This is a genomic window from Peribacillus sp. YIM B13472 (genome assembly GCF_042788005.1).
GTDB lineage: Bacteria > Bacillota > Bacilli > Bacillales > DSM-1321 > Peribacillus > Peribacillus simplex_E.
In genome coordinates this window covers 13,963-38,803 of record NZ_JBHZPG010000040.1, presented here as the reverse complement: position 1 = coordinate 38,803, position 24,841 = coordinate 13,963, and the positions used below count along the sequence as shown (strand labels likewise).

General features: G+C 42.8%; 22 protein-coding genes and 1 pseudogene. 22 read left to right on the top strand and 1 reads right to left on the bottom strand.

The features are described 5' to 3' along the window. Nucleotides 1-89: 89 nt before the first annotated feature. From ACFX4I_RS22790 to ACFX4I_RS22730, 13 genes are all read left to right on the top strand, one after another. Nucleotides 90-2,033, top strand: coding sequence for a PTS mannitol transporter subunit IICBA (locus ACFX4I_RS22790; RefSeq protein ID WP_377423195.1), 1,944 nt, complete (start codon nucleotides 90-92; stop codon nucleotides 2,031-2,033). Nucleotides 2,034-2,119: 86 nt separating this feature from the next. Beyond that, nucleotides 2,120-4,210, top strand: a complete 2,091-nt coding sequence (locus ACFX4I_RS22785) for a BglG family transcription antiterminator (RefSeq protein ID WP_377423192.1) — start codon at nucleotides 2,120-2,122, stop codon at nucleotides 4,208-4,210. A 5-nt stretch (nucleotides 4,211-4,215) separates the two neighbouring features. Then, nucleotides 4,216-5,358, top strand: coding sequence for a mannitol-1-phosphate 5-dehydrogenase (locus ACFX4I_RS22780; protein WP_377423190.1), 1,143 nt, complete (start codon nucleotides 4,216-4,218; stop codon nucleotides 5,356-5,358). 231 nt (nucleotides 5,359-5,589) lie between these two features. Beyond that, entirely contained in the window at nucleotides 5,590-5,931 is a 342-nt protein-coding gene (locus tag ACFX4I_RS22775; RefSeq protein ID WP_377423188.1) for a hypothetical protein, read from the top strand. 74 nt (nucleotides 5,932-6,005) lie between these two features. Then, nucleotides 6,006-6,419, top strand: a complete 414-nt coding sequence (locus ACFX4I_RS22770) for a hypothetical protein (RefSeq protein WP_377423186.1) — start codon at nucleotides 6,006-6,008, stop codon at nucleotides 6,417-6,419. 131 nt (nucleotides 6,420-6,550) lie between these two features. Further along, on the top strand, nucleotides 6,551-8,080 hold the full coding sequence (gene nikA / locus ACFX4I_RS22765) for a nickel ABC transporter substrate-binding protein (protein ID WP_377423183.1): 1,530 nt from the start codon (nucleotides 6,551-6,553) through the stop codon (nucleotides 8,078-8,080). Beyond that, nucleotides 8,081-9,034, top strand: coding sequence for a nickel ABC transporter permease (gene nikB / locus ACFX4I_RS22760; RefSeq protein ID WP_377423181.1), 954 nt, complete (start codon nucleotides 8,081-8,083; stop codon nucleotides 9,032-9,034). Next, nucleotides 9,025-9,864: a nickel transporter permease gene (gene nikC, locus ACFX4I_RS22755; protein ID WP_377423178.1), complete on the top strand. Its 840-nt coding sequence runs from the start codon at nucleotides 9,025-9,027 to the stop codon at nucleotides 9,862-9,864. Before nikB ends, nikC begins: the two co-directional genes overlap by 10 nt. Continuing rightward, on the top strand, nucleotides 9,861-10,658 hold the full coding sequence (locus tag ACFX4I_RS22750; RefSeq protein ID WP_377423175.1) for an ABC transporter ATP-binding protein: 798 nt from the start codon (nucleotides 9,861-9,863) through the stop codon (nucleotides 10,656-10,658). The genes nikC and ACFX4I_RS22750 overlap by 4 nt, the downstream gene beginning before the upstream one ends. Beyond that, a complete protein-coding gene (locus tag ACFX4I_RS22745) occupies nucleotides 10,655-11,419 on the top strand; it encodes an ABC transporter ATP-binding protein (protein ID WP_377423173.1) in 765 nt (254 codons plus the stop codon). Before ACFX4I_RS22750 ends, ACFX4I_RS22745 begins: the two co-directional genes overlap by 4 nt. A 162-nt stretch (nucleotides 11,420-11,581) precedes the next feature. After that, nucleotides 11,582-11,986 carry a DoxX family protein gene (locus ACFX4I_RS22740; RefSeq protein ID WP_377423171.1) on the top strand — a complete coding sequence of 135 codons (405 nt, stop codon included), beginning with the start codon at nucleotides 11,582-11,584 and terminating at the stop codon, nucleotides 11,984-11,986. 4 nt (nucleotides 11,987-11,990) lie between these two features. Then, a complete protein-coding gene (locus tag ACFX4I_RS22735) occupies nucleotides 11,991-12,839 on the top strand; it encodes a VOC family protein (RefSeq protein ID WP_377423169.1) in 849 nt (282 codons plus the stop codon). Between the two features lie 29 nt (nucleotides 12,840-12,868). Then, entirely contained in the window at nucleotides 12,869-13,555 is a 687-nt protein-coding gene (locus ACFX4I_RS22730; RefSeq protein WP_377423167.1) for an FMN-dependent NADH-azoreductase, read from the top strand. A gap of 74 nt (nucleotides 13,556-13,629) precedes the next feature. Here ACFX4I_RS22730 and ACFX4I_RS22725 read toward each other — a convergent pair whose 3' ends face one another. Next, nucleotides 13,630-15,042, bottom strand: coding sequence for a sigma-54 interaction domain-containing protein (locus ACFX4I_RS22725; protein WP_230300786.1), 1,413 nt, complete (start codon nucleotides 15,040-15,042; stop codon nucleotides 13,630-13,632). A gap of 382 nt (nucleotides 15,043-15,424) precedes the next feature. Here ACFX4I_RS22725 and pruA point away from each other — a divergent pair, with 382 nt between their 5' ends. From pruA to ACFX4I_RS22680, 9 genes and pseudogenes are all read left to right on the top strand, one after another. Next, complete coding sequence (pruA, locus tag ACFX4I_RS22720) at nucleotides 15,425-16,972, top strand: L-glutamate gamma-semialdehyde dehydrogenase (protein ID WP_249597328.1); 1,548 nt, start codon at nucleotides 15,425-15,427, stop codon at nucleotides 16,970-16,972. Between the two features lie 18 nt (nucleotides 16,973-16,990). After that, the gene (locus ACFX4I_RS22715) at nucleotides 16,991-18,184 is read left to right on the top strand and encodes an ornithine--oxo-acid transaminase (protein ID WP_305161853.1); all 1,194 of its coding nucleotides are present in this window, start codon (nucleotides 16,991-16,993) and stop codon (nucleotides 18,182-18,184) included. Nucleotides 18,185-18,206: 22 nt separating this feature from the next. Next, entirely contained in the window at nucleotides 18,207-19,472 is a 1,266-nt protein-coding gene (locus ACFX4I_RS22710; RefSeq protein ID WP_377423164.1) for a Glu/Leu/Phe/Val family dehydrogenase, read from the top strand. Between the two features lie 37 nt (nucleotides 19,473-19,509). After that, nucleotides 19,510-19,764: a biotin/lipoyl attachment domain-containing protein gene (locus ACFX4I_RS22705; RefSeq protein ID WP_076364404.1), complete on the top strand. Its 255-nt coding sequence runs from the start codon at nucleotides 19,510-19,512 to the stop codon at nucleotides 19,762-19,764. Between the two features lie 192 nt (nucleotides 19,765-19,956). Further along, nucleotides 19,957-20,597, top strand: a pseudogene (locus ACFX4I_RS22700) (amidohydrolase); the annotation flags it as partial. A gap of 416 nt (nucleotides 20,598-21,013) precedes the next feature. After that, nucleotides 21,014-21,694 (top strand): DUF975 family protein, encoded by a 681-nt coding sequence (locus ACFX4I_RS22695; protein ID WP_377423162.1) that lies wholly within the window; start codon nucleotides 21,014-21,016, stop codon nucleotides 21,692-21,694. A 124-nt stretch (nucleotides 21,695-21,818) separates the two neighbouring features. Then, nucleotides 21,819-22,001, top strand: a complete 183-nt coding sequence (locus ACFX4I_RS22690) for a DUF4083 domain-containing protein (RefSeq protein WP_230300783.1) — start codon at nucleotides 21,819-21,821, stop codon at nucleotides 21,999-22,001. Nucleotides 22,002-22,649: 648 nt separating this feature from the next. Then, on the top strand, nucleotides 22,650-23,888 hold the full coding sequence (locus ACFX4I_RS22685) for a cytochrome P450 (RefSeq protein WP_377423204.1): 1,239 nt from the start codon (nucleotides 22,650-22,652) through the stop codon (nucleotides 23,886-23,888). Nucleotides 23,889-24,187: 299 nt separating this feature from the next. After that, the gene (locus ACFX4I_RS22680; protein WP_309518581.1) at nucleotides 24,188-24,838 is read left to right on the top strand and encodes a phosphatase PAP2 family protein; all 651 of its coding nucleotides are present in this window, start codon (nucleotides 24,188-24,190) and stop codon (nucleotides 24,836-24,838) included. Nucleotides 24,839-24,841 lie beyond the last annotated feature (3 nt).

The window sequence follows — 24,841 nt, the reverse complement described above, 5'->3', positions numbered from 1 at the left end:
ACAAAGTTAGCTTTTACTTTTATTGAATGCGGAAGGTACGTACCTTAAGATTAAAGGAAACTATATTAATTTGAAGGGAAGAGTGCAAAATGGCTCACTTTAATATAAAAGTTGCAGTTCAAAAGTTCGGTAACTTTCTAAGCTCAATGGTCATGCCGAATATATCAGCTTTCATAGCATGGGGGCTAATCACTGCCCTATTCATACCATCTGGTTTCCTGCCAAATGAAAGCCTTGCCAAAATGGTTACACCGATGGTTACGTTTTTACTGCCGCTTTTAATTGGGTATACGGGTGGTAAGCTAATCCATGACCACCGTGGCGGCGTAGTCGGTGCCATTGCGACAATGGGCGTCATCGTCGGATCTGATATCCCGATGTTCCTTGGCGCCATGATAATGGGACCGTTCGGCGGTTATGTCATCAAGAAATTCGACCAATTGATTGAAGGGAAAATAAAGGCCGGTTTTGAAATGCTTGTTAATAATTTCTCAGCGGGGATAATTGGCGGCTTATTGTCCATTCTATCCTTCTTGGCCATCGGGCCTGCTGTAGACGTATTTACAGGCTGGCTTGTAGCAGGAGTCGATTGGCTTGTCGGTACAGGTTTACTGCCATTGACAAGTATCCTGATCGAGCCTGCCAAGGTATTGTTCTTGAACAATGCCATCAATCATGGTGTACTATCACCAATCGGTGTAGAGCAAGTTAAACAAACAGGGGCTTCAATCCTGTTCCTACTGGAATCGAATCCTGGACCGGGTATCGGCGTATTGCTTGCCTATTGCTTTTTTGGAAAGGGAACGGCGAAGAAATCGGCTCCAGGAGCTGCCATCATTCATTTCTTCGGCGGGATCCATGAAATTTACTTCCCTTATATCCTAATGAAGCCGATGTTATTCATAGCCGTCATTCTTGGAGGCATGAGTGGAGTTTTCACATTGGTCCTACTAGGCGGAGGATTGTTCGCTCCTGCTTCTCCAGGCAGCATACTTGCCATTACAGCAGTAACTCCGCATAATGCGGGCGCATATATTGCTAACTTTGCAGGCGTGATCGTTGCCGCCCTTGTTTCATTCATCGTCGGTGCATTCATCCTGAAAACAGGAAAGCAATCTGAAGAGAATATTGAAGATGCCGCGAAAAAAATGCAAGAAATGAAAGGCAAGAAAAGCTCTGTTGCCGATGTATTCGCTTCAGATCCGGGAACGATGCCAACAAACGTCAGCAAAATAATATTTGCCTGCGATGCCGGGATGGGATCAAGTGCGATGGGAGCTTCGCTGCTTCGCAAGAAGGTGAAGGAAGCCGGATTGAATATCACCGTGACCAATACGGCGATTTCGAACATTCCTGCTGATGCACAAATCGTCATAACACAGGAAGAGTTAACTCCAAGGGCACAGAATAAAGTGCCGAATGCTTATCATGTATCCGTCGATAATTTCCTATCGAGCCCTGAATACGATTCATTGCTTGCACGGCTTCAGGATGATGGCCTTGACGAGCTGCATGAAATCGTCGAAGATGCTGAAGAGAAGGTTCCCGGTGTTCGTGAACATTCAATCGAGCCTGGCATCAACGATGATGATCAGGATGATAATGAATTGCTTTGCGAAGAAAATATCTTCCTTAATCAACAATTCGCCAATAAGGAAGAAGCGATCCGCTTTGCGGGAAGAGCTTTGGTCAATGCGGGTTATGTTAAGGAAAGCTATATTGAAGCAATGATTGCCCGTGATGAATTGACTTCAACCTATATGGGGAATGATGTAGCCATTCCGCACGGAACCGAGGAAGCTAAGAAAGATGTCCTTAAATCCGGATTTACCGTTTTACAAATTCCTGATGGTGTCGACTTTGACGGCCAAAAGGCACGATTGATATTCGGCATCGCCGGCAAGGACGGGACACATCTTGAAATTCTATCTGGCATTGCGGTTACCTGCTCTGAGATGGAGAATATCGAAAAGATGGTTAAAGCGACATCAGCCAGGGAATTGATGGATATTATAAATGTCGGAAATAATTAAATACACTTAACCAAGAATAGAAAAGCGTTTTACGCTTTTCTATTCAGTATTTTCTCGTGTTACTCCACCTGAAATGAGTTGGTAGCATGTATATTACTTCAAGGGAAAAATCAATCATAGAATTGATCATAAAAACTTCTGGGAAACATACAGCCTTATCCATTGCGACACAATTGAATGTCAGTGTCCGGACTGTTCAACGTGATCTGAAGTCCATAGAAAAGATTCTTCAATCATTTGAGTTGCATTTAACGCGCAATACACATGAAGGACTGACCATCGACGGGAAGAATGAACAAGTCTTTCGGCTTGTACAGCACCTGATGGGCAATCATCCAATCGATCAAACGCCACAAGAAAGAAAGTTGCATCTCCTTTTAGCTTTGCTGCAGGAAGAATCATATAAAACTCAAGTTCTTGCGGGGGATCTCGGTATAAGCATTACGACTCTTACAACCTATTTGGACGAACTGACTGAATGGTTAAAGAATTTTAATATCGTGATTACCAGAAAAAGGGGAGTCGGAATAGAGCTTGCCGGCACTGAAGAAAATAAACGGAAAGCCCAGGCCGCCTATTTCTTGCACTTTTTTAATGAAGAACTGATTGAAAGTTTATTTTTGTTGCAAGAAGGAAAATTCCCAGAAGCGAAAATCCTCGACTATTTCGATCCCGAATATCTTCTGGCTATCGATGGGGTGCTGTTTTCCACTTTTAACAGTGTCCATTCCCGATTGGCGGATAGCGGGTATATAGGGTTAATTGTACATATTTATGTAACCCTGCAAAGGAATGAAAGCCAATTTTTTTTGGAGAAGGACTTCAAGAAAATAAGCGAACTTTCCGATGAGAATAATCTCATGAATAAAATAGGCAAGGAACTCAGTACCATGCTGGAAGTCTCTTTTACCATCGATGATATAAGCTACCTGGCAGCCATCCTTAAAGGTTCCAAGCTTCATGCGGCGGATGCCGTTCCATATGACAGTGTGTTGCTTGGCCAACTGATAAGAAACCTGATAAAAGATGTTTCGGCACAACTGCAAATCGATTTGACCAAGGATTTCCCATTGTATCAAGGGCTCCTTGCCCATATGGAACCATCGCTTTTCCGGATCAAACAGGAAATGGGATTGTACAACCCCTTAACCGAAGATATTAAACGAAAGTATCCGGTTCTCTTTTTGGCAGTAAAGACCAGTCTGGAAAAGGGATTCAAAGAAATAAAAGAATTTCCTGAAGATGAAATAGCCTTCATCGTCCTACATTTCGGATCTGCATTAGTGCTGCGGGAGGAAGAAATATCAATAAGGGCACTCATCGTTTGCCCGACAGGTATCGGCACGTCGAAGATGCTTGCAAGCCGGATCAAAAAAGAAATCATTGAAATCGAGACTGTAGAAATCAAGACGATCAAAGACATCCAGCAGCAGGGCAGTCTGAAAAACTATGATGTGATCATTTCTACCGTCCGGCTTCCGTATATCGATAGTGATTATATTCTTGTATCCCCTCTTTTGAGTGAAGAGAATATATGGAACATCAGGAATTATTTAAGGAAGAATATCGAAAACTTCACAAAGAATAAGCGATATGGCAGTCATTCAGCCCATAAGGATACTCTGACCAAAAAAAAGGATGACGAATTGAAAGAAGTGCTGCAGGAATTGAAAGATGCCCAGCAGAGCATCGAGTCAATCATGGATAATTTCCGGTTTTATCGGCTGCCGCATCTGAAAGGACATCCAGAAATCATTGAAGAAATGGTCAGGATGGCTGAAAATGAATCACTGCTAATGGGTGCGGATGATGTAATCGAATCCTTGAACGAACGGGAAAAAAAAGGTGGTTTAGGCATTCCTGGCACTGGAATGGGCCTTTTCCATACGAGACACAAGAATGTGAAAGAACTGATATTCCAGGTGGCCCACCTGGAGGAATATCGACTGGTCAAAGGTATGGATGGAAATGAAGTCCATATGAAAAATTTACTGCTGATGCTGGCACCTGAAGAATTGAGTGTGAAGCAGCAGGAAATCGTCAGCTTAATAAGCTCAAGCTTAATTGAAAGCAATGAATCCATCATGATTTTTTCATCTTCGGACGAGGGAATGATTAATAGAAGGCTGGAAGCCATATTTTTGGACTATTTATATACTAACTTGATAAAGGGATGATTGTAATGAAACAAGCAGTACATTTCGGTGCAGGAAACATTGGACGAGGATTTATCGGAGCACTCTTTTCACAATCTGGATATCATGTGACTTTTGTGGACATAGCCGATCAAATCATCGATCAGTTAAATGATAAAAAGCAATATCAAGTCAAACTGGCTACTGATCAACAAGAATCCGTAACAGTAGAAAATGTTTCGGGTTTAAACAGCTTAAAGCAGGAAGAGGAAATCATAAAAGCAATTTCCGAAGCAACCTATCTCACTACTGCTATCGGTCCCAATATTTTGCCTCATATCGCTCCTTTAATTGCAAAAGGATTAGCCTCAAGGGTGAAGGTAACCGATGAAAAACTATATGTGATCGCTTGTGAAAACCAAATATCGGCAACAGACCTTTTAGAAGGCTACATTCTAGAAAAATTGGATCAAGATACAAAAGAAAAACTAGCCGATAAAGTATACTTCTTTAACTCAGCAGTCGATCGCATCGTTCCTATCCAAAATAACGAAGGATCACTCGATGTTTTGGTGGAACCTTATTATGAATGGGTGGTTGAAACGAATGAAAGCATTCCTGCCGTTGAAGGGATGACCATTGTAAAAGAACTCGCTCCATTCATTGAAAGAAAATTGTTCACCGTTAATACAGGACATGCCGTCATTGCTTACCTCGGTTATCTCAAAAATAAAAAATCGACGATTGACCAATCATTGGAGGACGCAGGCATTGTAGAGCAAGTCAAGAAAACCCTAGGGGAAACAGGCGCTTATTTAATAAAGCAATACGGTTTGGACGCAGATGAGCATCAGCAGTATATCGAAAAAATCATTAATCGATTTAAAAACTCCTACCTGAATGACTCGGTGAATAGAGTCGGCCGTTCACCGCTGCGCAAGCTCGGGCCAAACGACCGCCTCATGCGCCCTGCCGTAGAAGCCAAGAAAGCCGGACTTTCCTATACTAATCTGGCGAATGCGATAGCCGCCGCTTTACTCTTTGATTTTAACGAAGATGAAGAAGCCCTTAAACTGCAAACGATGATCAAAGAACACGGTATAGCTACCGCACTTAAGGAAGTTAGCGGATTGGACGAAAATAGCGAAATAACCAAAGAAGTTATCAACCACTACAACAACTTGAAATAAAAGCCGAAAACTCCTGAAAACTTTTTTCAGGAGTTTTTTCTTAATCAAAAAGCAAATTATAGAAGGAACTGGCATCCGATAAACTGTAAAACTCAAAAAAACCTTGTAAACAGTAATCATTACGTTTTATAATGAAAGGCAGTCAAGACAGGAGGGGATTTATTAAAGCATAAATCGTAATCATTTTGATTTATTTGAAAGGAGCTTTTTTATGAGATTAGGCTTTACAAAATGCGGATTGGTGCAGTAAATCAAGAGTTAGGCGCAATTACTTTAGATTTTGGGTGCTATTGCACGAGATATAGAGCCGTTACTCACGGGTTTGGAGCGTTTACCCGTGAATTTGGCGCATTTACTCGTAAGTTTGGAGCGTTTACTCGTGAATTTGGCGCATTTACTCGTGAGTTCGGCGCATTTACTCGTGAGTTTGGCGCATTTACTCGTGAGTTTGGCGCATTTACTCGTGAGTTTGGAGCGTTTACTCGTGAGTTTGGAGCAAATACTCGTGAGTTTGGCACAAATACTCGTGAGTTTGGCACAAATACTCGTGAATTGGTGTTCAAACAGGAGTAGTTTGATTTTACTCAAGATTATGCGTGTTTGAACGAGATATAGAGCCGTTACTCACGGGTTTGGAGCAAATACTCGTGAGTTCGGCGCATTTACTCGTGAGTTCGGCGCATTTACTCGTGAGTTCGGCGCATTTACTCGTGAGTTTGGCGCATTTACTCGTGAGTTTGGAGCGTTTACTCGTGAGTTTGGAGCAAATACTCGTGAGTTTGGCACAAATACTCGTGAATTGGTGTTCAAACAGGAGTAGGTTGATTTTACTCAAGATTATGCGTGTTTGCACGAGATATAGAGCCGTTACTCACGGGTTTGGAGCAAATACTCGTGAGTTCGGAGCGTTTACTCGTGAGTTCGGCGCATTTACTCGTGAGTTCGGAGCGTTTACTCGTGAGTTTGGAGCAAATACTCGTGAGTTCGGAGCAAATACTCGTGAATTCGGCACAAATACTCGTGAATTAATGTTTACTCTCGAGGAGCATTACATAGTTTGATTTCGGATAAGCATTCGGCAATGCGTTGCCTGGTTTGTCATGATAGTAAAGCAAAGCTGTAATATAAATCGTAATCAATACGATTTTGCAGCAGCCAATAAAAATAGTTGAGGTAATGGGGGAAATCTATCGTGTTCAGAAAAAGTAAATCGATTTTTATTGTATGTTTATCATTCTTTCTTTTGGCTGCTTGTTCCACCGAGTCTGCGAATGATGAAGTGGGAGGGGAGAATGAAGTGAACTTGCTTTTTAATTTTGCGACTAGCTCGCTTGATCCGAATGTTGATACTAGTTATGTGTCACTAAGGGCTGGGATCACTGAGACATTGGTGCATCTCAATGATGAGGATTTGACTATCGAACCTTGGCTGGCGAAAAGCTGGGATAGTAAGGATGGTCAGTTATGGAATTTTGAGTTAAGGGAGGGTGTGACTTTTCAGAATGGAAAGCCAATGGATGGCAAAGCGGTGAAGGCTTCCTTGGAGAGGGCGATGAAGGATAGTCCGGCGATCAAGAATGCTTTGCGCATTGAATCGATTGAAGCGGACGGGAATGTTCTGACCATTAAGACGGAGGTTCCATTTCCTGAGTTTCCTTCTGAATTGGTCCATCCAAATACTTCGATTATTGACGTGAAGGAAAGTGACTATATAAACAAGCCGATAGGAACAGGGCCATTTGCCGTTTCGAAATTCATACCTGGTACGGCTGTTGATTTAATACGGTATGAGTCTTACTGGGATGGAGCCGCAAAGCTTGAGAGAGCCAGGTTTTCGTTTAATGAAGATGCCAATGCACGGTCCCTTGCCCTTGAATCGGGATACGCCGATATTGTTTTCCGTCCGGAAGTGGAAGGGCTGGAAAATTTAGAGGCGATAGATAGAGTGAAGGTGGAATCGACATCCACTTTCCGCGTACATCAAATGACGATGAATTTGGAACGTAAAGCACTGCAGGACATACACGTCCGAAAGGCGATAGATGCCTTGATCGACCGTTCATCCATAGCCGATACGATTTTACATGGTCATGCGGAAGTGGCAACAGGGCCATTTCCATCCACTTTCTCTTTTGCTCCGGACTATCCGAAAAAAGAGAATGGAATGGAAGCGGCTAAGGGGTTTCTTGATCAGGCGGGATATAAAAAAGTGGATGGTGTCATGCAAAAAGACGGCAAACCGTTAACGTTTACACTTCTTACATACAGTTCACGTGCCGACCTGCCGTTAATTGCCCAAGTTTTTCAATCGGATGCCGGCCAGTTGGGGATTGATGTGAAAATCAAGCAAATAGAAATTCCTGAAGAGTATATGGCTGCCAATCGCGATTGGGATTTAACGACCTACAGCAATTTAACGGCTCCGCGCGGGGATGCCGGTTATTATTTAAATGCTACTTATCATCCAAAGGGAGCCTTGAACTTCAGTGGGGCCGATGATGATCACCTGACGTCCCTGATTGATAAGCTGAACGTAACGGTCAAGCAGGAGAAGCGATCGGATTTAGCTGAGGATATTGCGATGTATGTGGATGAACAAGTGTATAATTCTTTCATTTTACATCCGAATACACTTGTTGCTTATGATGCCGGTAAAGTTAAAAACTGGATCACTTCGAGAAGCGAATACTACATGCTGACGAATGAACTGGATGTGAAGTGAATGTTCCGCATCTTAGTCCGGCGATTCATTGAGGTCGTGATTTTTGTCCTTGTGATTACATTCATCTCTTTCCTTTTTGTTCGGCTTGCTCCAGGGGATCCGGTTCTCTCGATACTTCAAGTGGATGATGTGTCGATCACAAACGAGCAAGTCAATGAGCTTCGTGAAGAATTGGGGTTCAATGATCCGCTGTTAATCCAGTATGTCGATTGGTTTATGGACTTTATCCAATTGGATTTCGGCAATTCCTATCTGACGAATCAGCCTGTGATGGAGATGATCATGAGCGGGCTGCCTGCAACACTTGAGTTGGCGGTTGGCGCATTGCTTGTGATGCTTGGTATAGCCATTCCATTAGGTTCGCTTGCTGCTTTGTACAGGGGGAGCTGGATTGATCAGATAAGCCGTGCCGTTTCTTTGTTGGGCGCAGCCATTCCTAGCTTTTGGCTGGCGCTGCTCTTGATAGATTTATTTGCGGTTAGATGGGGGGCCCTTCCAACAATGGGCAGGGACGGATTTCGTTCTTTGATTCTGCCGTCAGTCACGTTGGGGCTGGCCATAACAAGTGTGTACGTCCGTTTGCTGCGTTCGAGTTTGATTGATTCCCTCAGTCATGATTTCATCAGGGCTGCCGGATCAAGGGGAATTTCGGAAATGCGGATATTCTTTGCCCATGCATTTCGTTATAGCTTGCCCCCGGTCATTACCGTATTCGGTGTCAGCCTTGGCAGTCTGATCGGCGGTGTAGTGGTGATTGAAGTGATTTTTGCCTATCCAGGCATAGGCAAGATGGTCGTGGACTCGATTCGGTCGCGGGATTATCCAGTCATCCAAGGGTACCTGTTGGTCATGGCCATCATTGTATTCATGGTTAATAGTGCCGTGGATTTATCTTATCGCTATTTAAATCCGGAGCTAAGACTGAAGGAAAGGAAGCATGGAAAATGGAGTTAGTTATCAATAAAAAATCCAAAAGGCGCTGGAGAATGACCGTCCTTTTTACGCTGATGGCTACAGTCCTTGCCGTTGCGGCTTACACCTTTCTTATCCTGAAACATGATCCGGCACTGGTCAATCTCGGAGAAAGGCTATGGCCGGCGAGCTTGGAACATCCGTTAGGGACGGATCATCTAGGGCGTGATGTATTGACACGTCTTCTGCTTGGCGCAAAGCTGACGGTTGGCTGCGGCCTCTTATCTCTGTTTGCCGCTGTTATCATCGGCGTCCCGTTCGGGGTGATTGCCGGTTTTAAAGGAGGTCTGATCGATCGGATCTTCATGCGCATTGCAGACGCATTTCTCGCATTCCCTGATACGATCGTTGCCATTGTGCTAAGTGGCTTATTAGGACCGGGAATCGAAAATCTCCTGTTGGCGATCGTTCTAGTGAAATGGGTGAATTATGCTCGGCTTGTGCGAAGTACGGTGATCACCGAACGTCAGAAGGATTATGTCACAGCTGCTAAAATCAATGGATTAAGTTCATTTGGGATTATGCGGAAGCATTTATTTCCGCACCTTATCGGGAACGTGCTTGTATTGGCTAGCCTTGATTTAGGAAAAATCATTTTGCTCATATCTTCCTTATCATATATCGGGCTCGGGGCGCAGCCGCCGGCACCAGAGTGGGGAGCCATGCTGAATGATGCCCGTCCATACTTTCAATCCAATATGTTGCTGATGATTTACCCGGGGCTCGCCATCGTATTTGTCGTCCTTCTATCGAACATACTCGGTGATTATTTGCGCGATGCATTCGATGTGAAAAAGGAGGTGGAATCATGAGCATTTTATCCGTGAGGCAGCTACATATCATGGGAAAGCAAAATCATATCGTCAAGGATCTTTCATTAGAAGTGCAGGAAGGTGAGTGGTTCGCACTTGTCGGACAAAGTGGGAGCGGCAAAAGCATGACGGCCATGGCAATATGTCAGCTGCTTGCACCCAATCTCCAAGCGAAGGGGGAAATATGGTACGGGGAAAAGAATCTTTTAACGCTGTCTTCCTCTGAAATCAGGAAGATTCGCGGAAAGCGCCTGGCATATATTTTTCAAGATTACCAGGGTTCATTCACACCGTTCCTTACTATCGGTCAACACTTCGACGAATATCAGCGAACACATTTGAACCTTTCCAAAAAGGCAAGGAGGCAGCAAGCGGTAAAGGCGCTCATATCGGTTGGCCTGAATGAAGAAATCTATAGCAGATACCCTTTTCAATTAAGCGGTGGGCAGCTTCAGCGCGTATCCATTTCGATAGCCCTGCTGCTTGAACCGGATATATTGATAGCGGATGAACCGACCACAGCCTTGGACAGTGTATCTTCCTTTAAGGTCTTACAGCTGTTATCAAGGCTCCAAAAAGAAACCGGATGTGCGGTCTTGTTCATTACCCACGATTTACGTCATGTCAAGAAGTATGCGGATCGCATTGCGGTCATGAGAGACGGTGCCATCATTGAGACCGGTGATAAAAATCAGGTATTGAATCATCCGCAGCATGCTTATACGAATAAACTGATTCAATCATCGCCATCATTGAGCAGAATTCCATTTAAGCTTGAAGGAGTGTCAGGATGACTTTATTAGACGTGCGAAATGTCCATAAAAGCTATGATAACGGAGTGGAAATACTAAGGAACGTGAATTTCAGCATCGAAAGGAAGGAATGCCTCGGGTTAGTGGGAGAGAGCGGCTGCGGAAAAAGCACATTGGCAAGGCTCATCCTTCAGATTGAATCTTTTGAACAGGGCAGCATCCTATTTGAAGGAACCGCGCTGCAAAACAAAAGCGAACGCGGTTTAAAACCGTATCGCAAGAACATCCAGGCCGTTTTGCAAAATCCTGCATCGGCCTTGAATTCAAAACTGAGGATAAAAGATTCACTAATGGATCCATATCTTCAATTTGGCAGCCAGGTCAATCTGAAACATTTTACGTATACAAGTGAAGCGAACTTTATCGGACAGCTGCTGGAAACCGTGGAGCTTCCAAAGAGTTTTGCTGAACGTTACCCGCATGAGCTAAGCGGCGGACAAAAGCAGCGGGTGACCATTGCCCGCGCAATCAGCATTGAACCGGCCCTCATTATATTGGATGAACCGGCTTCAAGCCTGGACGTTCTGTCACAAGCGGCGGTGCTGAATTTGTTAGGCGGGCTGCGGGAGACTTTGGACATTTCTTACCTTTTTATTTCTCATGACCTGTCGGCTGTACAGGAGATGAGCCAACGGATCATGGTGATGAAAGGGGGGGGGATTGTGGATTCTTTCGAAAACGAACAGCTATTTTGCAGCGATCGCCATTCATACACAAAAGAACTGATTTCGATGTTTGAATAATGAGGTTGTTATTATTTGATTTTTAAATCGTAATGAACGAGTTGCTTCGGCAATTCGTTTTTATTTAGGGAAAAAAGATATCCCTATAAACTTACTTGACATTACAAACTTATTAAAATATAATAACTTACATAAAGTAACCAACAAAAGGAGAATTCATACATGAATAAAAATGAAGCGGGTCAAGTTTTTTTAAGGGTGATTTTAGGTCTTACTTTTTTCATTCACGGCGTTTCAAAGTTTCAAGGAGGAATAGGGAATACGGCGGGATTTTTCGATAGCCTTGGCATTCCTGGCTTCATGGCGTACATCGTTGCAGGAATCGAATTGATCGGAGGACTTGCGGTTATACTGGGTTTGGGAACACGAATTGTTTCCGTCCTATTTGCGGTCATTATGGCGGGGGCGATCTTCACGGCAAAATTACCTGCCGGTTTTCTTGGAAACGGGCAAGCGGCAGGCTACGAACTGGACTTGGCACTGTTGGCCATGTCTGTCTATCTAGTGTGTGCAAACCGCACGGTTCTTTCTTTGGATCATTTGATTATCAATAAAAAAGGGAAGTGACAATATGGATAAAAATTTTCATCAAAAACCAATAACTTTTGTTGGCGAAGTCAGTATAAATGTTTTGGATTTGAATAAGGCCATTCTGTTTTATCAAGAAATCATCGGTTTTCAAGTATTGAAGAAAACCGACCGGCAAGCTGTTCTAACGACAGACGGAAAGACCCCGTTGCTGACACTTGAGCAGCCTGCGGATGTGATTCCGAAAGAAGGGCGGACGACGGGCTTATATCACTTTGCCCTTTTGCTGCCAAGCCGTGCCGACTTATCGATTTTTTTACGCCATTTACTTCAAACGAAATATCCATTTGGAGCGGCGGATCATGAAGTGAGTGAAGCGCTGTACATTACCGATCCGGATGGCAATGGCATTGAAGTATACTCTGACCGGCCATCCACTGATTGGAGATGGGCCAGTGGGGAAGTTGCTATGGGCACGGATCCGTTGGATGGGAATGACCTTCTGGAAGAAAGCGATGGTGCGTGGAGCAAACTCCCTGCAGGTACTTTAATGGGTCATATACATCTGCATGTAGCGGATTTACGTGAAACGGAGGAGTTTTACATGCAGGGTCTTGGGTTTACCGTTGTGAATCGATATGGAGGAGCGCTCTTTACTTCAACCGGCGGATATCATCATCATATCGGGTTGAACACTTGGAATGGCGTTGGCGCCCCTGCTCCAAAGGAAAATAGTGTGGGGCTGAACTGGTATACTCTTGTTTTTGCGGATGAAGATGCGAGAAACAAAGTAACGGAGCAACTGAAAGGAATCGGGGCTGCCGTAACGGAAAAAGAAGGGTATTTCGCTGTAACAGATCCATCAGGCAATGAAATTCATTTAGTCGTCTGAATTTAAAGCAGAAAGCAAGGGTGAGGATAATGGGATTCTTAAGTAGATTATTTGGAAATAAAGAAACCGCGGCAGGGGAGAATGGAAAAATGACAAAAGTATTATTCGTAAAAGTGAACGATCGTCCAGCAGAACAGGCTATCAGCTCGAAAATGTATGACACATTCTTAAATGCATATAAAGAGACACACCGTACGGATGAAGTGACCGAGCTGGATTTATTTAAAGAAAAACTTCCTTACTATGGAAATACGGCGATTACCGGGTTGTATAAACGCAACCAAGGTCTTGAACTGACAGCCGAAGAGGAAAAGGCGGCCGAATTGGTTGACCAATATTTAAATCAATTCCTGGCCATGGATAAAGTGGTATTCGCTTTCCCTCTATGGAACTCAACGGTTCCTGCACCGCTAATCACATATCTTTCCTATTTGGCACAAGCCGGTAAAATGTTCAATTATACGGCGGAAGGTCCTGTCGGGTATGCTGGAGATAAAAAAGTCATGCTATTGAATGCCCGCGGTTCTGATTATGCATTAGAAGGAATGGCTTCTGCTGAAATGGCCGTGAATTTAGTGAAAAATATCATTGGCCTGTGGGGGATCAACAATCCGGAGGTCGTGGTCATTGAAGGCCATAATCAGTATCCGGATCGGACACAAGAAATCATCGCGGATGGTTTGGAAAACGTTGCAAAAGCGGCAGAAACATTCTGATTGCGAGTGGAATGAATAGCAGGCGAAGAAGGCCCTCCATATCAATGGGGGGCCTTCTTTGTGCGGGAATGATGTTATTTGACCTGATACTTTTTCAAGCGGTATTGAAGGCTTTGGCGGCTGATATTCAAGGCCTTGGCAGCTTGGGAGATATTCATGCCATGTTCTTTTAAGATCTTTTCCAAATATTGCTTTTCAGTATTGGCGATATAATCATCAAGAGATAAGGTCGACTCCTGTAAATCTCCATTTGCATGATTCTCTTTTCTTTCGGGATGAATATCTTCCAAATGGGCTTTCTTCCTAAATAAAGTCGGAAGGTGGGTGATGGCAATCTTTGTATCTCCAGGTTCCATTAAATTCATGGCCCCCTCAATGATATGTTCAAGTTCCCTTACGTTCCCGGGCCAGTCGTAATCATAAAAAAGCGAGTAGACCTCTTCGCTGATTCCTTCAATATTCAATTCGAACAGTGCATTGAATTTCTCGATGAAGGATTGCGCCAGCAAGGGAATATCCTCTTTCCGTTCACGAAGAGGCGGGATGAATAACGAAACGACGCTTAATCGATAATATAAATCCTTTCGTAAATGATCATTTGAAATGGCATCTATCGGATCTTCATTTATCGTTGCTATGACTCTTACGTCAATTTTTTTATCTTTTGTATCCCCAACACGGCGAATCGTCCTTTCTTGAAGGGCCCTTAATAATTTCGCCTGCATATTCGGATTTAAGGAATTGATTTCATCAAGAAGGATGGTCCCACCTTGTGCCTGTTCGAATAAACCTGGCCTTTCAATCGAGCCGGTGAAGGCCCCTTTCTTCGTACCAAAAAGAATTCCTTCAATAAGACTATCTGGCAGGGCAGCACAGTTTTGGCTGATGAAAGGATGTGTCGAACGGCTGCTGCCATTATGGATGCTTTGGGCAAAGAGCTCTTTGCCCGTTCCCGTCTCCCCGACGATGAGGATGGAGGATGCCGTCCTGGTCGAACGCTTGCTTTTTTCAATGACTTCCAAGAAATTCTCACTCGTTCCGATGATGCTGTCAAAAGTATATTTCGTATCGCCTTTATTCAAGATATTATCTTTAATGATTCTTTCAAGATTCGTTATATCCTTTGCCACTTCAATGGCTCCAATGATATTTTGATTCTGATCCAAAATAGGAAACGTATTATTGATTGTTGTAATTTCCTGTCCGAGATTATTGAAGTAGGTCTGCTTCGAGTTTTCGGTTTTCCTTCCAGAATGAAGCGCCCGTATTAATGTGCTCTCTGTTTCTTCCTTGAATATAAAGATCTCGTGAATTTTTTTCCCTAATACCTCTTCTGAATCCATGCCTTCTATTTCAGCCATTTTCTTGTTATATATAATGGTCCGCCCTTTTATATCGATTATATGTAACCCGATATCGATTACGTCCACTAGTGAATGGAGGATTGTTTGGAAACCTTCTATTTTAATGATTTGATCTAAATGCATGAATGCCTCCCGTTTTTCTTCTTTTCTTAGAGCTATTGTAGAGGAATTGAAGCAAAGGTGCAAATGAAATTTGCACAGCAAGATTATTTTGCATTGAAGTGCAAAAATATTTTGCGGAAAAAGTGAAAAAACGCTGTTTTTTATGGTTTTTCTAGTTGGCATGAATTTTGCATTATTAAAAAGTGTAAGGTTTAAGCGACAAAAATAGGGATTAGAGCAAAAAATAATGGCATACTATGTCAATTTTGCCCCAAAAGTGCTGAATTTCATTGCATATTTAAAGAAAAAACATTATTTTTTCAAAAAAATGAAAAGTTGGCACGGAACTTGCTTGTTAAATAAGTGTGAAATAAAAACATAAAATTTAGGGAGATGAGACATAATGGTCCAAACATATAAACACGAACCATTTACTAATTTTAAAATCGAAGAAAACAATAAAGCTTTTCAAGCGGCATTGAATGATGTAGCTAATGATCTAGGGAAGAAATATCCGCTGATCATTAATGGTGAAAGAGTGTTTACTGATGAAGTCATTACCTCTGTAAACCCAGCAAATAAAGAAGAAGTTATAGGAACCGTATCCAAAGCGAATAAAGATCTTGCAGAGCAAGCGATGCAAGCGGCAGATAAGACATTCCAAACTTGGAGAAAAACGAAAGCGGAAGTGCGTGCAAACATTTTATTCAGGGCTGCAGCGATCGTTCGCAGAAGAAAACACTATTTCTCGGCTCTATTGGTTAAAGAAGCAGGGAAGCCTTGGAATGAGGCGGATGCAGATACAGCGGAAGCGATCGACTTCATGGAATACTATGCACGTCAAATGCTGAAGCTTAAAGACGGCATGCCAGTGGAAAGCCGTCCGATTGAACACAATGCTTTCAATTATATTCCGCTTGGTGTGGGTGTCATCATCTCACCTTGGAACTTCCCGTTTGCGATCATGGCAGGCATGACGACGGCTGCTCTTGTTTCAGGTAATACGGTCCTATTGAAACCGGCCAGTACAACACCGGTCATTGCAGCTAAATTCATCGAAGTGCTGGAAGAAGCGGGCATGCCTGCAGGAGTTGTGAACTTCATTCCAGGAAGCGGTGCCGAAGTAGGCGATTATTTGGTAGATCATCCTCGTACACGTTTCATCAGCTTTACCGGATCTCGTGATGTCGGTATCCGTATTTATGAGCGTGCGGCAAAAGTACATGAAGGCCAAATCTGGTTAAAACGTGTCATCGCTGAAATGGGCGGTAAAGATACGATCGTTGTTGATAAAGAGGCTGATCTGGAATTGGCGGCACAATCAATCGTCGCTTCTGCATTCGGATTCTCCGGTCAAAAATGTTCTGCTTGTTCACGTGCTGTCATAGTGGAAGATGTATATGACCAAGTCTTGAATCGTGCCATTGAATTAACGAAAGAAAAAACGATCGGGGAACCAACAGATCTAAACAACTTCATGGGTCCGGTCATCGATCAAGCAGCTTTCGATAAAGTCATGAGCTACGTTGAAATCGGTAAAGAAGAAGGGAAAATTGTTACAGGGGGAGAAGGAGACAATTCAAAAGGTTTCTTCATCCAGCCAACTATCATTGCCGATGTAGATGAGAACGCACGTGTCATGAAAGAAGAGATTTTCGGACCGGTTGTTGCATTCTGTAAGGCAAAAGATTTCAATCATGCAATCGAGATTGCCAATAACACGGATTATGGATTAACGGGTGCAGTCATCTCTAACAACATTGAACATATCGAACAAGCGCGTGAGGATTTCCACGTAGGTAACTTGTACTTCAATCGCGGCTGTACTGGTGCCATTGTAGGATACCAGCCATTTGGCGGATTCAATATGTCAGGTACAGATTCAAAAGCGGGCGGTCCCGATTATTTAGTTCTTCATCTTCAAGGTAAAACAACATCTGAAACGCTATAAATTTTAGGGGGAATCAACATGACAACTTTAACGGAAAAATTAATCGAGCAAACTGAACAATATGGTGCAAACAATTATAATCCACTTCCAATCGTCATTTCGAAGGCAGAAGGAGTTTGGGTGGAAGATCCTGAAGGCAACAAATATATGGATATGCTTAGTGCCTATTCAGCAGTGAACCAAGGCCACAGGCATCCGAAAATCATCGACGAATTAAAAAAACAAGCTGATCGCGTAACATTGACATCCCGTGCATTCCATAGTGATAAATTAGGACCATGGTATGAAATGGTTTCACGCATTACGCAAAAAGACATGGCACTGCCTATGAATACAGGTGCTGAAGCCGTTGAAACAGCCATCAAAGCTGTTAGACGCTGGGGTTATGATGTTAAGGGAATTGCAGAAAACCAAGCTGAAATCATTGCTTGTATCGGGAACTTCCATGGCCGTACGATGGCAGCCGTGTCCCTGTCATCCGATGATGAATATAGAAGGGGCTTTGGACCGATGCTGCCAGGGATCAAGCTTATCCCTTACGGCGATCTTGATGCATTGAAAGAAGCGATTACACCGCAAACGGCTGGATTTTTAATCGAACCGATTCAAGGTGAAGCGGGAATCATCATTCCGCCACAAGGATTCTTAAAAGAAGCTTACGACTTATGTAAAGAAAATAATGTCCTATTCGTTTCTGATGAAATTCAGTCAGGACTTGGACGTTCAGGAAAAATGTTCGCCTCTGACTGGGATGGAGTAGTTCCCGATATGTACATTTTAGGTAAGGCGCTGGGCGGCGGGGTTTTCCCAATCTCTTGCGTAGCTGCAAACCGTGAAATCCTTGGCGTATTCAATCCTGGTTCCCATGGTTCTACATTCGGCGGCAATCCATTGGCATGTGCAGTTTCCATCGCTTCATTGGAAGTCCTTGAAGAAGAGAAGCTTGCGGAACGTTCATTGGAGCTTGGACAATACTTTATGGATAGTTTAAAAGAAATCAAGAATCCAATGATTAAAGACATCCGCGGCAGAGGCTTATTCATCGGAGTCGAATTAACAGAAGCAGCACGACCTTATTGTGAGCAGCTTAAAGAAGAAAAACTGCTATGTAAAGAAACACATGATACAGTTATCCGTTTTGCTCCACCATTAGTGATTACAAAAGAAGACTTGGATTGGGCAATCGAACGCATTAAAAGAGTTTTATCCTAATATACCTATGAGGTGAATTCCATTGAGTACAACTGTCAAAGAAGAAAAAGAAACTGCCAGCTTGCTTGATTCAACACAGGTCGTAATCAAGGAGGCGCTTGATAAGCTTGGCTATTCTGAAGAAGTGTTCGAGCTTTTGAAGGAGCCTCTTCGGATGCTGACCGTCCGGATTCCAATTAAGATGGATGACAATACGACGAAGATTTTCACTGGATACCGTGCCCAGCACAACGATGCTGTCGGTCCGACGAAAGGCGGAATCCGTTTTCATCCCGAAGTCGATGAGGAAGAAGTCAAGGCACTTTCAATGTGGATGAGTTTGAAATGCGGAATCGTGAATCTGCCATATGGCGGAGGAAAAGGCGGCATCATCTGTGATCCGCGCCAAATGTCCATCGGTGAATTGGAAAGGCTTAGCCGTGGATACGTTCGGGCAATAAGCCAAATAGTGGGGCCGACAAAAGATATTCCGGCCCCGGATGTTTATACGAATTCACAAATCATGGCATGGATGATGGACGAGTACAGTAGAATAAGAGAACACGATTCTCCTGGTTTCATTACAGGTAAGCCACTGGTACTGGGCGGTTCACACGGTAGGGAAAAGGCGACTGCACAAGGTGTCACAATCTGTATCGAGGAAGCGGCAAAGCGTAAGGGCATAGAATTGAAAGGTGCACGCATCATCGTCCAAGGGTTTGGGAACGCAGGAAGCTTTTTGGCCAAATTCATGCATGATGCAGGTGCGAAAGTGATTGGCATATCGGACGCATATGGTGCCATTTATAACCAGGATGGTCTGGATATCGATTACTTACTTGATAAAAGGGATAGCTTTGGAACGGTAACGACACTATTCGATCATACAATCACCAATCAGGAACTTCTGGAACAAGATTGCGATATTTTAGTGCCTGCTGCCATTTCCAATCAAATCACCAAAGAAAATGCACATCTTATCAAAGCCCAAATTGTCGTGGAGGCAGCGAATGGACCTACCACATTGGAGGCAACCAAGATCTTGACGGAACGCAATGTGCTTCTCGTACCTGATGTATTGGCAAGTTCAGGCGGTGTGACAGTTTCTTACTTTGAATGGGTTCAAAATAATCAAGGTTATTATTGGGAAGATGCTGAAGTCCAAACTAAATTAAAAGAGTTATTGGTCAATTCATTTAATCAAGTATATGAAATGTCCGAGACAAGAAAAGTGGATATGAGGCTGGCAGCGTATATGGTGGGTGTCAGAAAAATGGCAGAAGCCTCAATATTCCGTGGCTGGGTATAAGACTTAGTCAAATAATGGAGAGTGGAGGAGTGATTCCGTGTTAAAACCGATTCATACCATCGAGTGTGCTCAGGATGGGACCGTCGAACAAGTTTACGTTCAAAAGAATTCCTATGTTTATGAATGGGAGAGGCTCTTTTTAGTGAAAACGGAAGATGGGAAATTGATTGATGTTTCAATAGGTGCCAGCGGTCACATTACTGAAATTAATGTTTCGGCAGGGGATCCTATTAATAGAAAGCTTCCTTTAGCTTTGCTCCAAGACGATTTTGTTATAACTGGCTCTGATTGATTATAGGAAAGAGGGTGTTCCAAAGGCGGAAGCGATTTCTGCTTTGGGATGCTCTTTTTTGTTGTGATCATTTTAATGGTAATCATAAAGCCAGGAAAAAGTTTGAAAAGAAAAAACGCCCTGTTTCATGGTAAAATATCAGAATGATTGGACAATGCACCAAGCAGTTCCAAACCAAGAAGCTACAAAGTGTATGGACCGATGATGGCTGCGCCGGATGTTTTTTTTCTGACCATCAAAGGAAAGGGAGGCCATGGTTCTACACCTCATGAAACGATTGACAGTATCGCGATCGGTGCCCAGGTCGTTACGAATCTTCAATATATCGTGTCCCGCAATACAGATCTGCTGGACCACTTGGTTCTCTCTATTGGAAAGTTCGTTGGAGGGGAGCGGCCAATGTCATTGCAAACTCCGTAGAGATTAGCGGGACGGTTCGAAGTTTTGATTTGAAATTCCGGGAATCCATGCCAATTCTTATGGAAAGGGTAATCAAAGGCATTACGGAAGCACATGGTGCCTCTTATGAATTTAACTTTCTAACTGGATATCGGCCAGTCATAAATGACAATGAAGTCACAAAGCTCATTGAAGAAACTGTCCGTGAAGTATATGGAGAACATTCTGTCGACCATCCAAAACCGACGATGGGGGCTGAGGACTTTTCGGCTTTCCAACAGAAGGCACCTAGCAATTATTTCTTGATAGGAGCCGGGAATAAGGAAAAGGGAATAACCTATCCCCACCATCATCCACGTTTTACTTTTGACGAAGATGCCATGGAGTACGGTGTTAACATTTTTATCCATGCTGTTCGGAAAATTTTAGGTTAGGAATAAATGAGTGGCCCGTTCTATCTGGGAGAAGGAAAAAAGAACTAGATTAATGAAAGTAAATTTAACGATAAATACAAGCACCTTCACTGACCGTACGCCTTAACAGGGTATGGTTTAGCGAAGGTATTTTTCATTTGGAAGGACATATTGTCATTTTCCCCTTCATAAACTGTTATGGAGAAACAAACAAGCCAATAGACCAAGGGCCAGAAAGGAGTTTGATCATGGTTGCTCGAAACCGGTTCAACCGCTTGACTCTATCCGTGTGCGCTTTCTAGGAATTTAAGTCCACGACTAGAAATATTATGAGATTTAGACATCAAATAAATAGTGGTTTTTCTGACTCTATCCATATTTACAATAAAGGAACATTCAGAATTCCGCCGTTTAAAAAAGGGGAGTTAAATCAGAGTATGAGAATCTCAGAATTAAAGAGGAAAGCCCTTCAGTCGTTGGGAGGTAAATGGGGAGTAACTGTTTCGCTTATGTTGCTCTTGTTCTTGATCAACCTCATTTTACCTTTAATTGTCGAAGTGATCGGAAGCGGTGGGTTTTCACAATGGCTCATGCAGGAAGAAACACCATTATGGACTGATATCTTCAGCATGGTCTTTTCCATTGCCCTAATCCCGCTTACCATTTCAACCACTTGGTTCTACCTGAATTTGGTTAGGGAAGGAAACCCTGATATTCCAGAAGTATTCGCTATCTATAAAGATGGAAAAACCTCTTTCAAGCTTATTGGGGCATCCATCTTACAAGCAATTTTCATTTTTTTATGGTCATTATTATTAATCATTCCGGGTATCATCAAAGCTATCGCCTATTCGCAGCAGTTTTTCTTATTGAAGGATCATCCTGAATACACGGTGCTTGAAGCCATTACAGAAAGCAGAAAAAGAATGAAGGGCTTGAAATGGAAGTATTTCCTTATGCACCTAAGCTTCATCGGGTGGGGCATCCTTTGCATGTTCACGCTGGGAATTGGTTTACTATGGTTGATTCCTTATGCAGGAACAACAACGGCTGCATTCTATAACGAATTAATTGTGCCTCAAGAAGAGATTGACGACGATCAACAAATAGAGGGATAAAAGATCAACCGATAGCAAATGGCTATCGGTTTTTTTATTCCCGATTCTCCTTAAAAAGGTTAAATTGTTCATTTTTCCTGGTGTATAATAGAATATTGAGAATGCCATTTAGGGGGATTACATAGTGAGTAGTGGGTTTAATATTGCGGATATGATATACCAATTGTTTTGCCTTGTATTTCTAATCCTGATCATCGTTGGGACTGTATCTCTTTTCCGTTCCATGAAGCAACGTAAAACCAGACTGGATATCATGGAAAAGAAAATGGATGATTTACATGAACTGATTAAAAGGGGCAAAAATTGACGGCAGCATCGTTCAGACTGCAGGCAAACTCGAAGAAAAGCGAGTTTGCCTGCAGTTTTTTTCTTTAAAAAACAATCCAGCAAATTTCAGAAATCCGCTCCCTTTCCGCCGACTTTCTGCCAAGCCTCCTCACCGCAAGCGCCTCCGGGGTCTCGGCAAGCCAGTTATTCGGCAGGAGTGTCGCAAATTCCTTCAATCCAGTGAGGGTTTAACAAACTGGACGGTTGCATGTGCAGCCGTTTTCTATGCAGTGGAGGCATTCCGGTTCAAACTCAGTCAATTATAAAAAATAATCTATATTGAAATAACTTAGTGAAAAGCACTGTCACCGAATTTGAAAAAGAGGATTGGATTTTAAACATCAATTGAGAGACATAAAAAAATAGAAAAAGAAAGTGAATTGTAAAAAATAAGCAGTTTTACATAGGGTTGTTGGGAGTGTGGTGCAAATTTCATGTACGGCTGCTGGTATGGAAGATGCATGGTTTGTAACGGTGTTTTACCCTATAATGGAATAGATGTGTATTTAAGGATACGGTGAAAAAGTCTATCAGGAATGCTCGACCCTATAACAAATCGACGAAGATGGAGAATGCTGAACATTCGATCCTTTTGTTAGGTGACTTTTGAGAAGTGGGAGGAGTCGGTATCATGAAAGAAGTTATTGCAGTAAAAGAAATTACTAGGTTTAAAACACGGACGGAAGAATTTAGTCCGTACGCTTGGTGCAAACGGATGCTAGAAAATGACCCGGTGAGTTATCACGAAGGAACGGGTACGTGGAATGTTTTTAAATATGAAGATGTGAAGCGGGTTCTCAGTGATTATAAACATTTTTCGAGTGTTCGGAAACGGACTACCATATCGGTTGGAACGGATAGTGATGAAGGTTCTGTACCTGATAAAATCAAAATCACTGAAGCTGATCCACCTGAGCATAGAAAACGCCGTTCACTGCTGGCTGCAGCATTCACACCTAGAAGTCTTCAAAACTGGGAACCTCGGATCCAGGAAATTGCAGATGAATTGATTGGAGAAATGGGTGAGGACACGGAAATCGATATTGTGCAATCATTGGCGAGTCCGCTTCCGATCATTGTCATGTCGGATTTGATGGGCGTTCCTTCAAAAGATCGTTTATTGTTTAAGAAATGGGTGGATATCTTATTCCTTCCTTTTGATAAAGAAAAACAAGAAGAAGTAAATGAATTAAAGCAAGTGGCAGCAAAAGAATACTATCAGTATTTGTATCCGATTGTTGTGCAAAAACGATTAAACCCGGCAGATGATATCATCTCAGATCTATTGAAATCAGAAGTGGATGGGGAAATGTTTACGGATGATGAGGTTGTCCGGACGACGATGCTGATTTTAGGAGCGGGGGTCGAGACAACAAGTCATTTACTGGCCAATAGCTTTTATTCCCTGCTATATGATGACAAAGAAGTTTATCAAGAGTTACATGAAAATCTGGATTTGGTTCCGCAGGCGGTCGAAGAAATGCTTCGTTTCCGATTCAATCTTATTAAATTGGATCGCACAGTAAAGGAAGATAACGATCTATTGGGAGTGGAATTGAAAGAGGGGGAAAATGTGGTTGTTTGGATGAGTGCAGCTAATTTGGACGAAGAGATGTTTGAAGACCCTTTCACCCTTAATATCCACCGCCCCAATAATAAGAAACATCTTACCTTCGGAAATGGCCCTCATTTCTGTCTGGGAGCGCCGTTAGCCAGACTCGAAGCAAAGATTGCGCTTACTGCATTCCTTAAGAAATTCAAGCATATTGAAGCGGTGCCATCATTCCAGTTAGAAGAGAATCTTACCGATTCAGCGACCGGGCAAACTTTGACATCACTACCGCTTAGGGCGTTCCCTACAGTTTAAAAAACGAAAGACCTTGTGCACTAACCTGCATAAGGTTTTTTTCTTTTTAGTGGGGACGCATGGCATACATGTTCCTGCCACTTCCTTAAACGTTCAACAGGAAATCTTATAGTAACCTGAAGTTGAGGTGACAATGACGAATAGAGTAATATGATGAAGTAGCAAATTTTGTGCCCAGGCATGTTCCCCGAATTAGGTTGGCTGGCGATCAAGCATTTACATGCACCATGCAATGAAGAAGATATGATAAAATAGAAAGTTCCATATGAAACGGTTTTAAAAAGTGAAAGGATGTTATTATGAAATTAAAGCAGCAATTAACCATTGCCTTTCTAATAAGTGTACTTTCTTTAATTGGATTCAGTTTCATGGCATTTACGATAAGTGCAAATGAATACCTGAAATTTGATGAAGATGTGATTTCCTTGGTGCAAGGAATTGAATCTCCCCTTCTGACGGACATCATGAAGTTCTTTACCTACATAGGTTCAACCGGTTCCATAATCATCCTTTCCTTGTTTATTTTGTTTTTCTTATATAGGGTTTTGAAGCATCGTCTGGAACTAGTCCTATTCACTGCAGTCATGGTTGGTTCACCTCTTCTTAATTTGATGGTTAAGCTATTCTTTCAACGCGCCCGGCCCGATTTGCATAGGCTCATCGAAATAGGGGGGTACAGTTTCCCTAGTGGACATGCCATGAATGCATTCTCTTTATACGGTATTCTCACGTTTCTGCTATGGCGTCACATTACGGCTAGGTGGGCAAGGATACTATTGATTCTGTTCAGCATGTTGATGATCCTCTCGATCGGTATAAGCCGAATATATTTAGGGGTCCATTATCCTAGTGATATCATTGCCGGATATTTGGCGGGTGGTTGTTGGATTGCGATTTCCATTTGGTTTTTCCAAAGGTATCAAGACCGGCGGAAGAACAAAGATCGCTAATAA

Coding starts and splice junctions, on each gene's coding strand:
- ACFX4I_RS22735 (WP_377423169.1), top strand. CDS start 11,991: ATGGATAAAAATTTTCATCAAAAACCAATAACTTTTGTTGGCGAAGTC.
- ACFX4I_RS22740 (WP_377423171.1), top strand. CDS start 11,582: ATGAATAAAAATGAAGCGGGTCAAGTTTTTTTAAGGGTGATTTTAGGT.
- ACFX4I_RS22790 (WP_377423195.1), top strand. CDS start 90: ATGGCTCACTTTAATATAAAAGTTGCAGTTCAAAAGTTCGGTAACTTT.
- pruA (WP_249597328.1), top strand. CDS start 15,425: ATGGTCCAAACATATAAACACGAACCATTTACTAATTTTAAAATCGAA.
- ACFX4I_RS22785 (WP_377423192.1), top strand. CDS start 2,120: ATGTATATTACTTCAAGGGAAAAATCAATCATAGAATTGATCATAAAA.
- ACFX4I_RS22715 (WP_305161853.1), top strand. CDS start 16,991: ATGACAACTTTAACGGAAAAATTAATCGAGCAAACTGAACAATATGGT.
- ACFX4I_RS22680 (WP_309518581.1), top strand. CDS start 24,188: ATGAAATTAAAGCAGCAATTAACCATTGCCTTTCTAATAAGTGTACTT.
- ACFX4I_RS22745 (WP_377423173.1), top strand. CDS start 10,655: ATGACTTTATTAGACGTGCGAAATGTCCATAAAAGCTATGATAACGGA.
- ACFX4I_RS22750 (WP_377423175.1), top strand. CDS start 9,861: ATGAGCATTTTATCCGTGAGGCAGCTACATATCATGGGAAAGCAAAAT.
- ACFX4I_RS22780 (WP_377423190.1), top strand. CDS start 4,216: ATGAAACAAGCAGTACATTTCGGTGCAGGAAACATTGGACGAGGATTT.
- nikC (WP_377423178.1), top strand. CDS start 9,025: ATGGAGTTAGTTATCAATAAAAAATCCAAAAGGCGCTGGAGAATGACC.
- ACFX4I_RS22725 (WP_230300786.1), bottom strand. CDS start 15,042: ATGCATTTAGATCAAATCATTAAAATAGAAGGTTTCCAAACAATCCTC.
- nikB (WP_377423181.1), top strand. CDS start 8,081: ATGTTCCGCATCTTAGTCCGGCGATTCATTGAGGTCGTGATTTTTGTC.
- ACFX4I_RS22695 (WP_377423162.1), top strand. CDS start 21,014: ATGAGAATCTCAGAATTAAAGAGGAAAGCCCTTCAGTCGTTGGGAGGT.
- ACFX4I_RS22730 (WP_377423167.1), top strand. CDS start 12,869: ATGGGATTCTTAAGTAGATTATTTGGAAATAAAGAAACCGCGGCAGGG.
- ACFX4I_RS22775 (WP_377423188.1), top strand. CDS start 5,590: ATGCGGATTGGTGCAGTAAATCAAGAGTTAGGCGCAATTACTTTAGAT.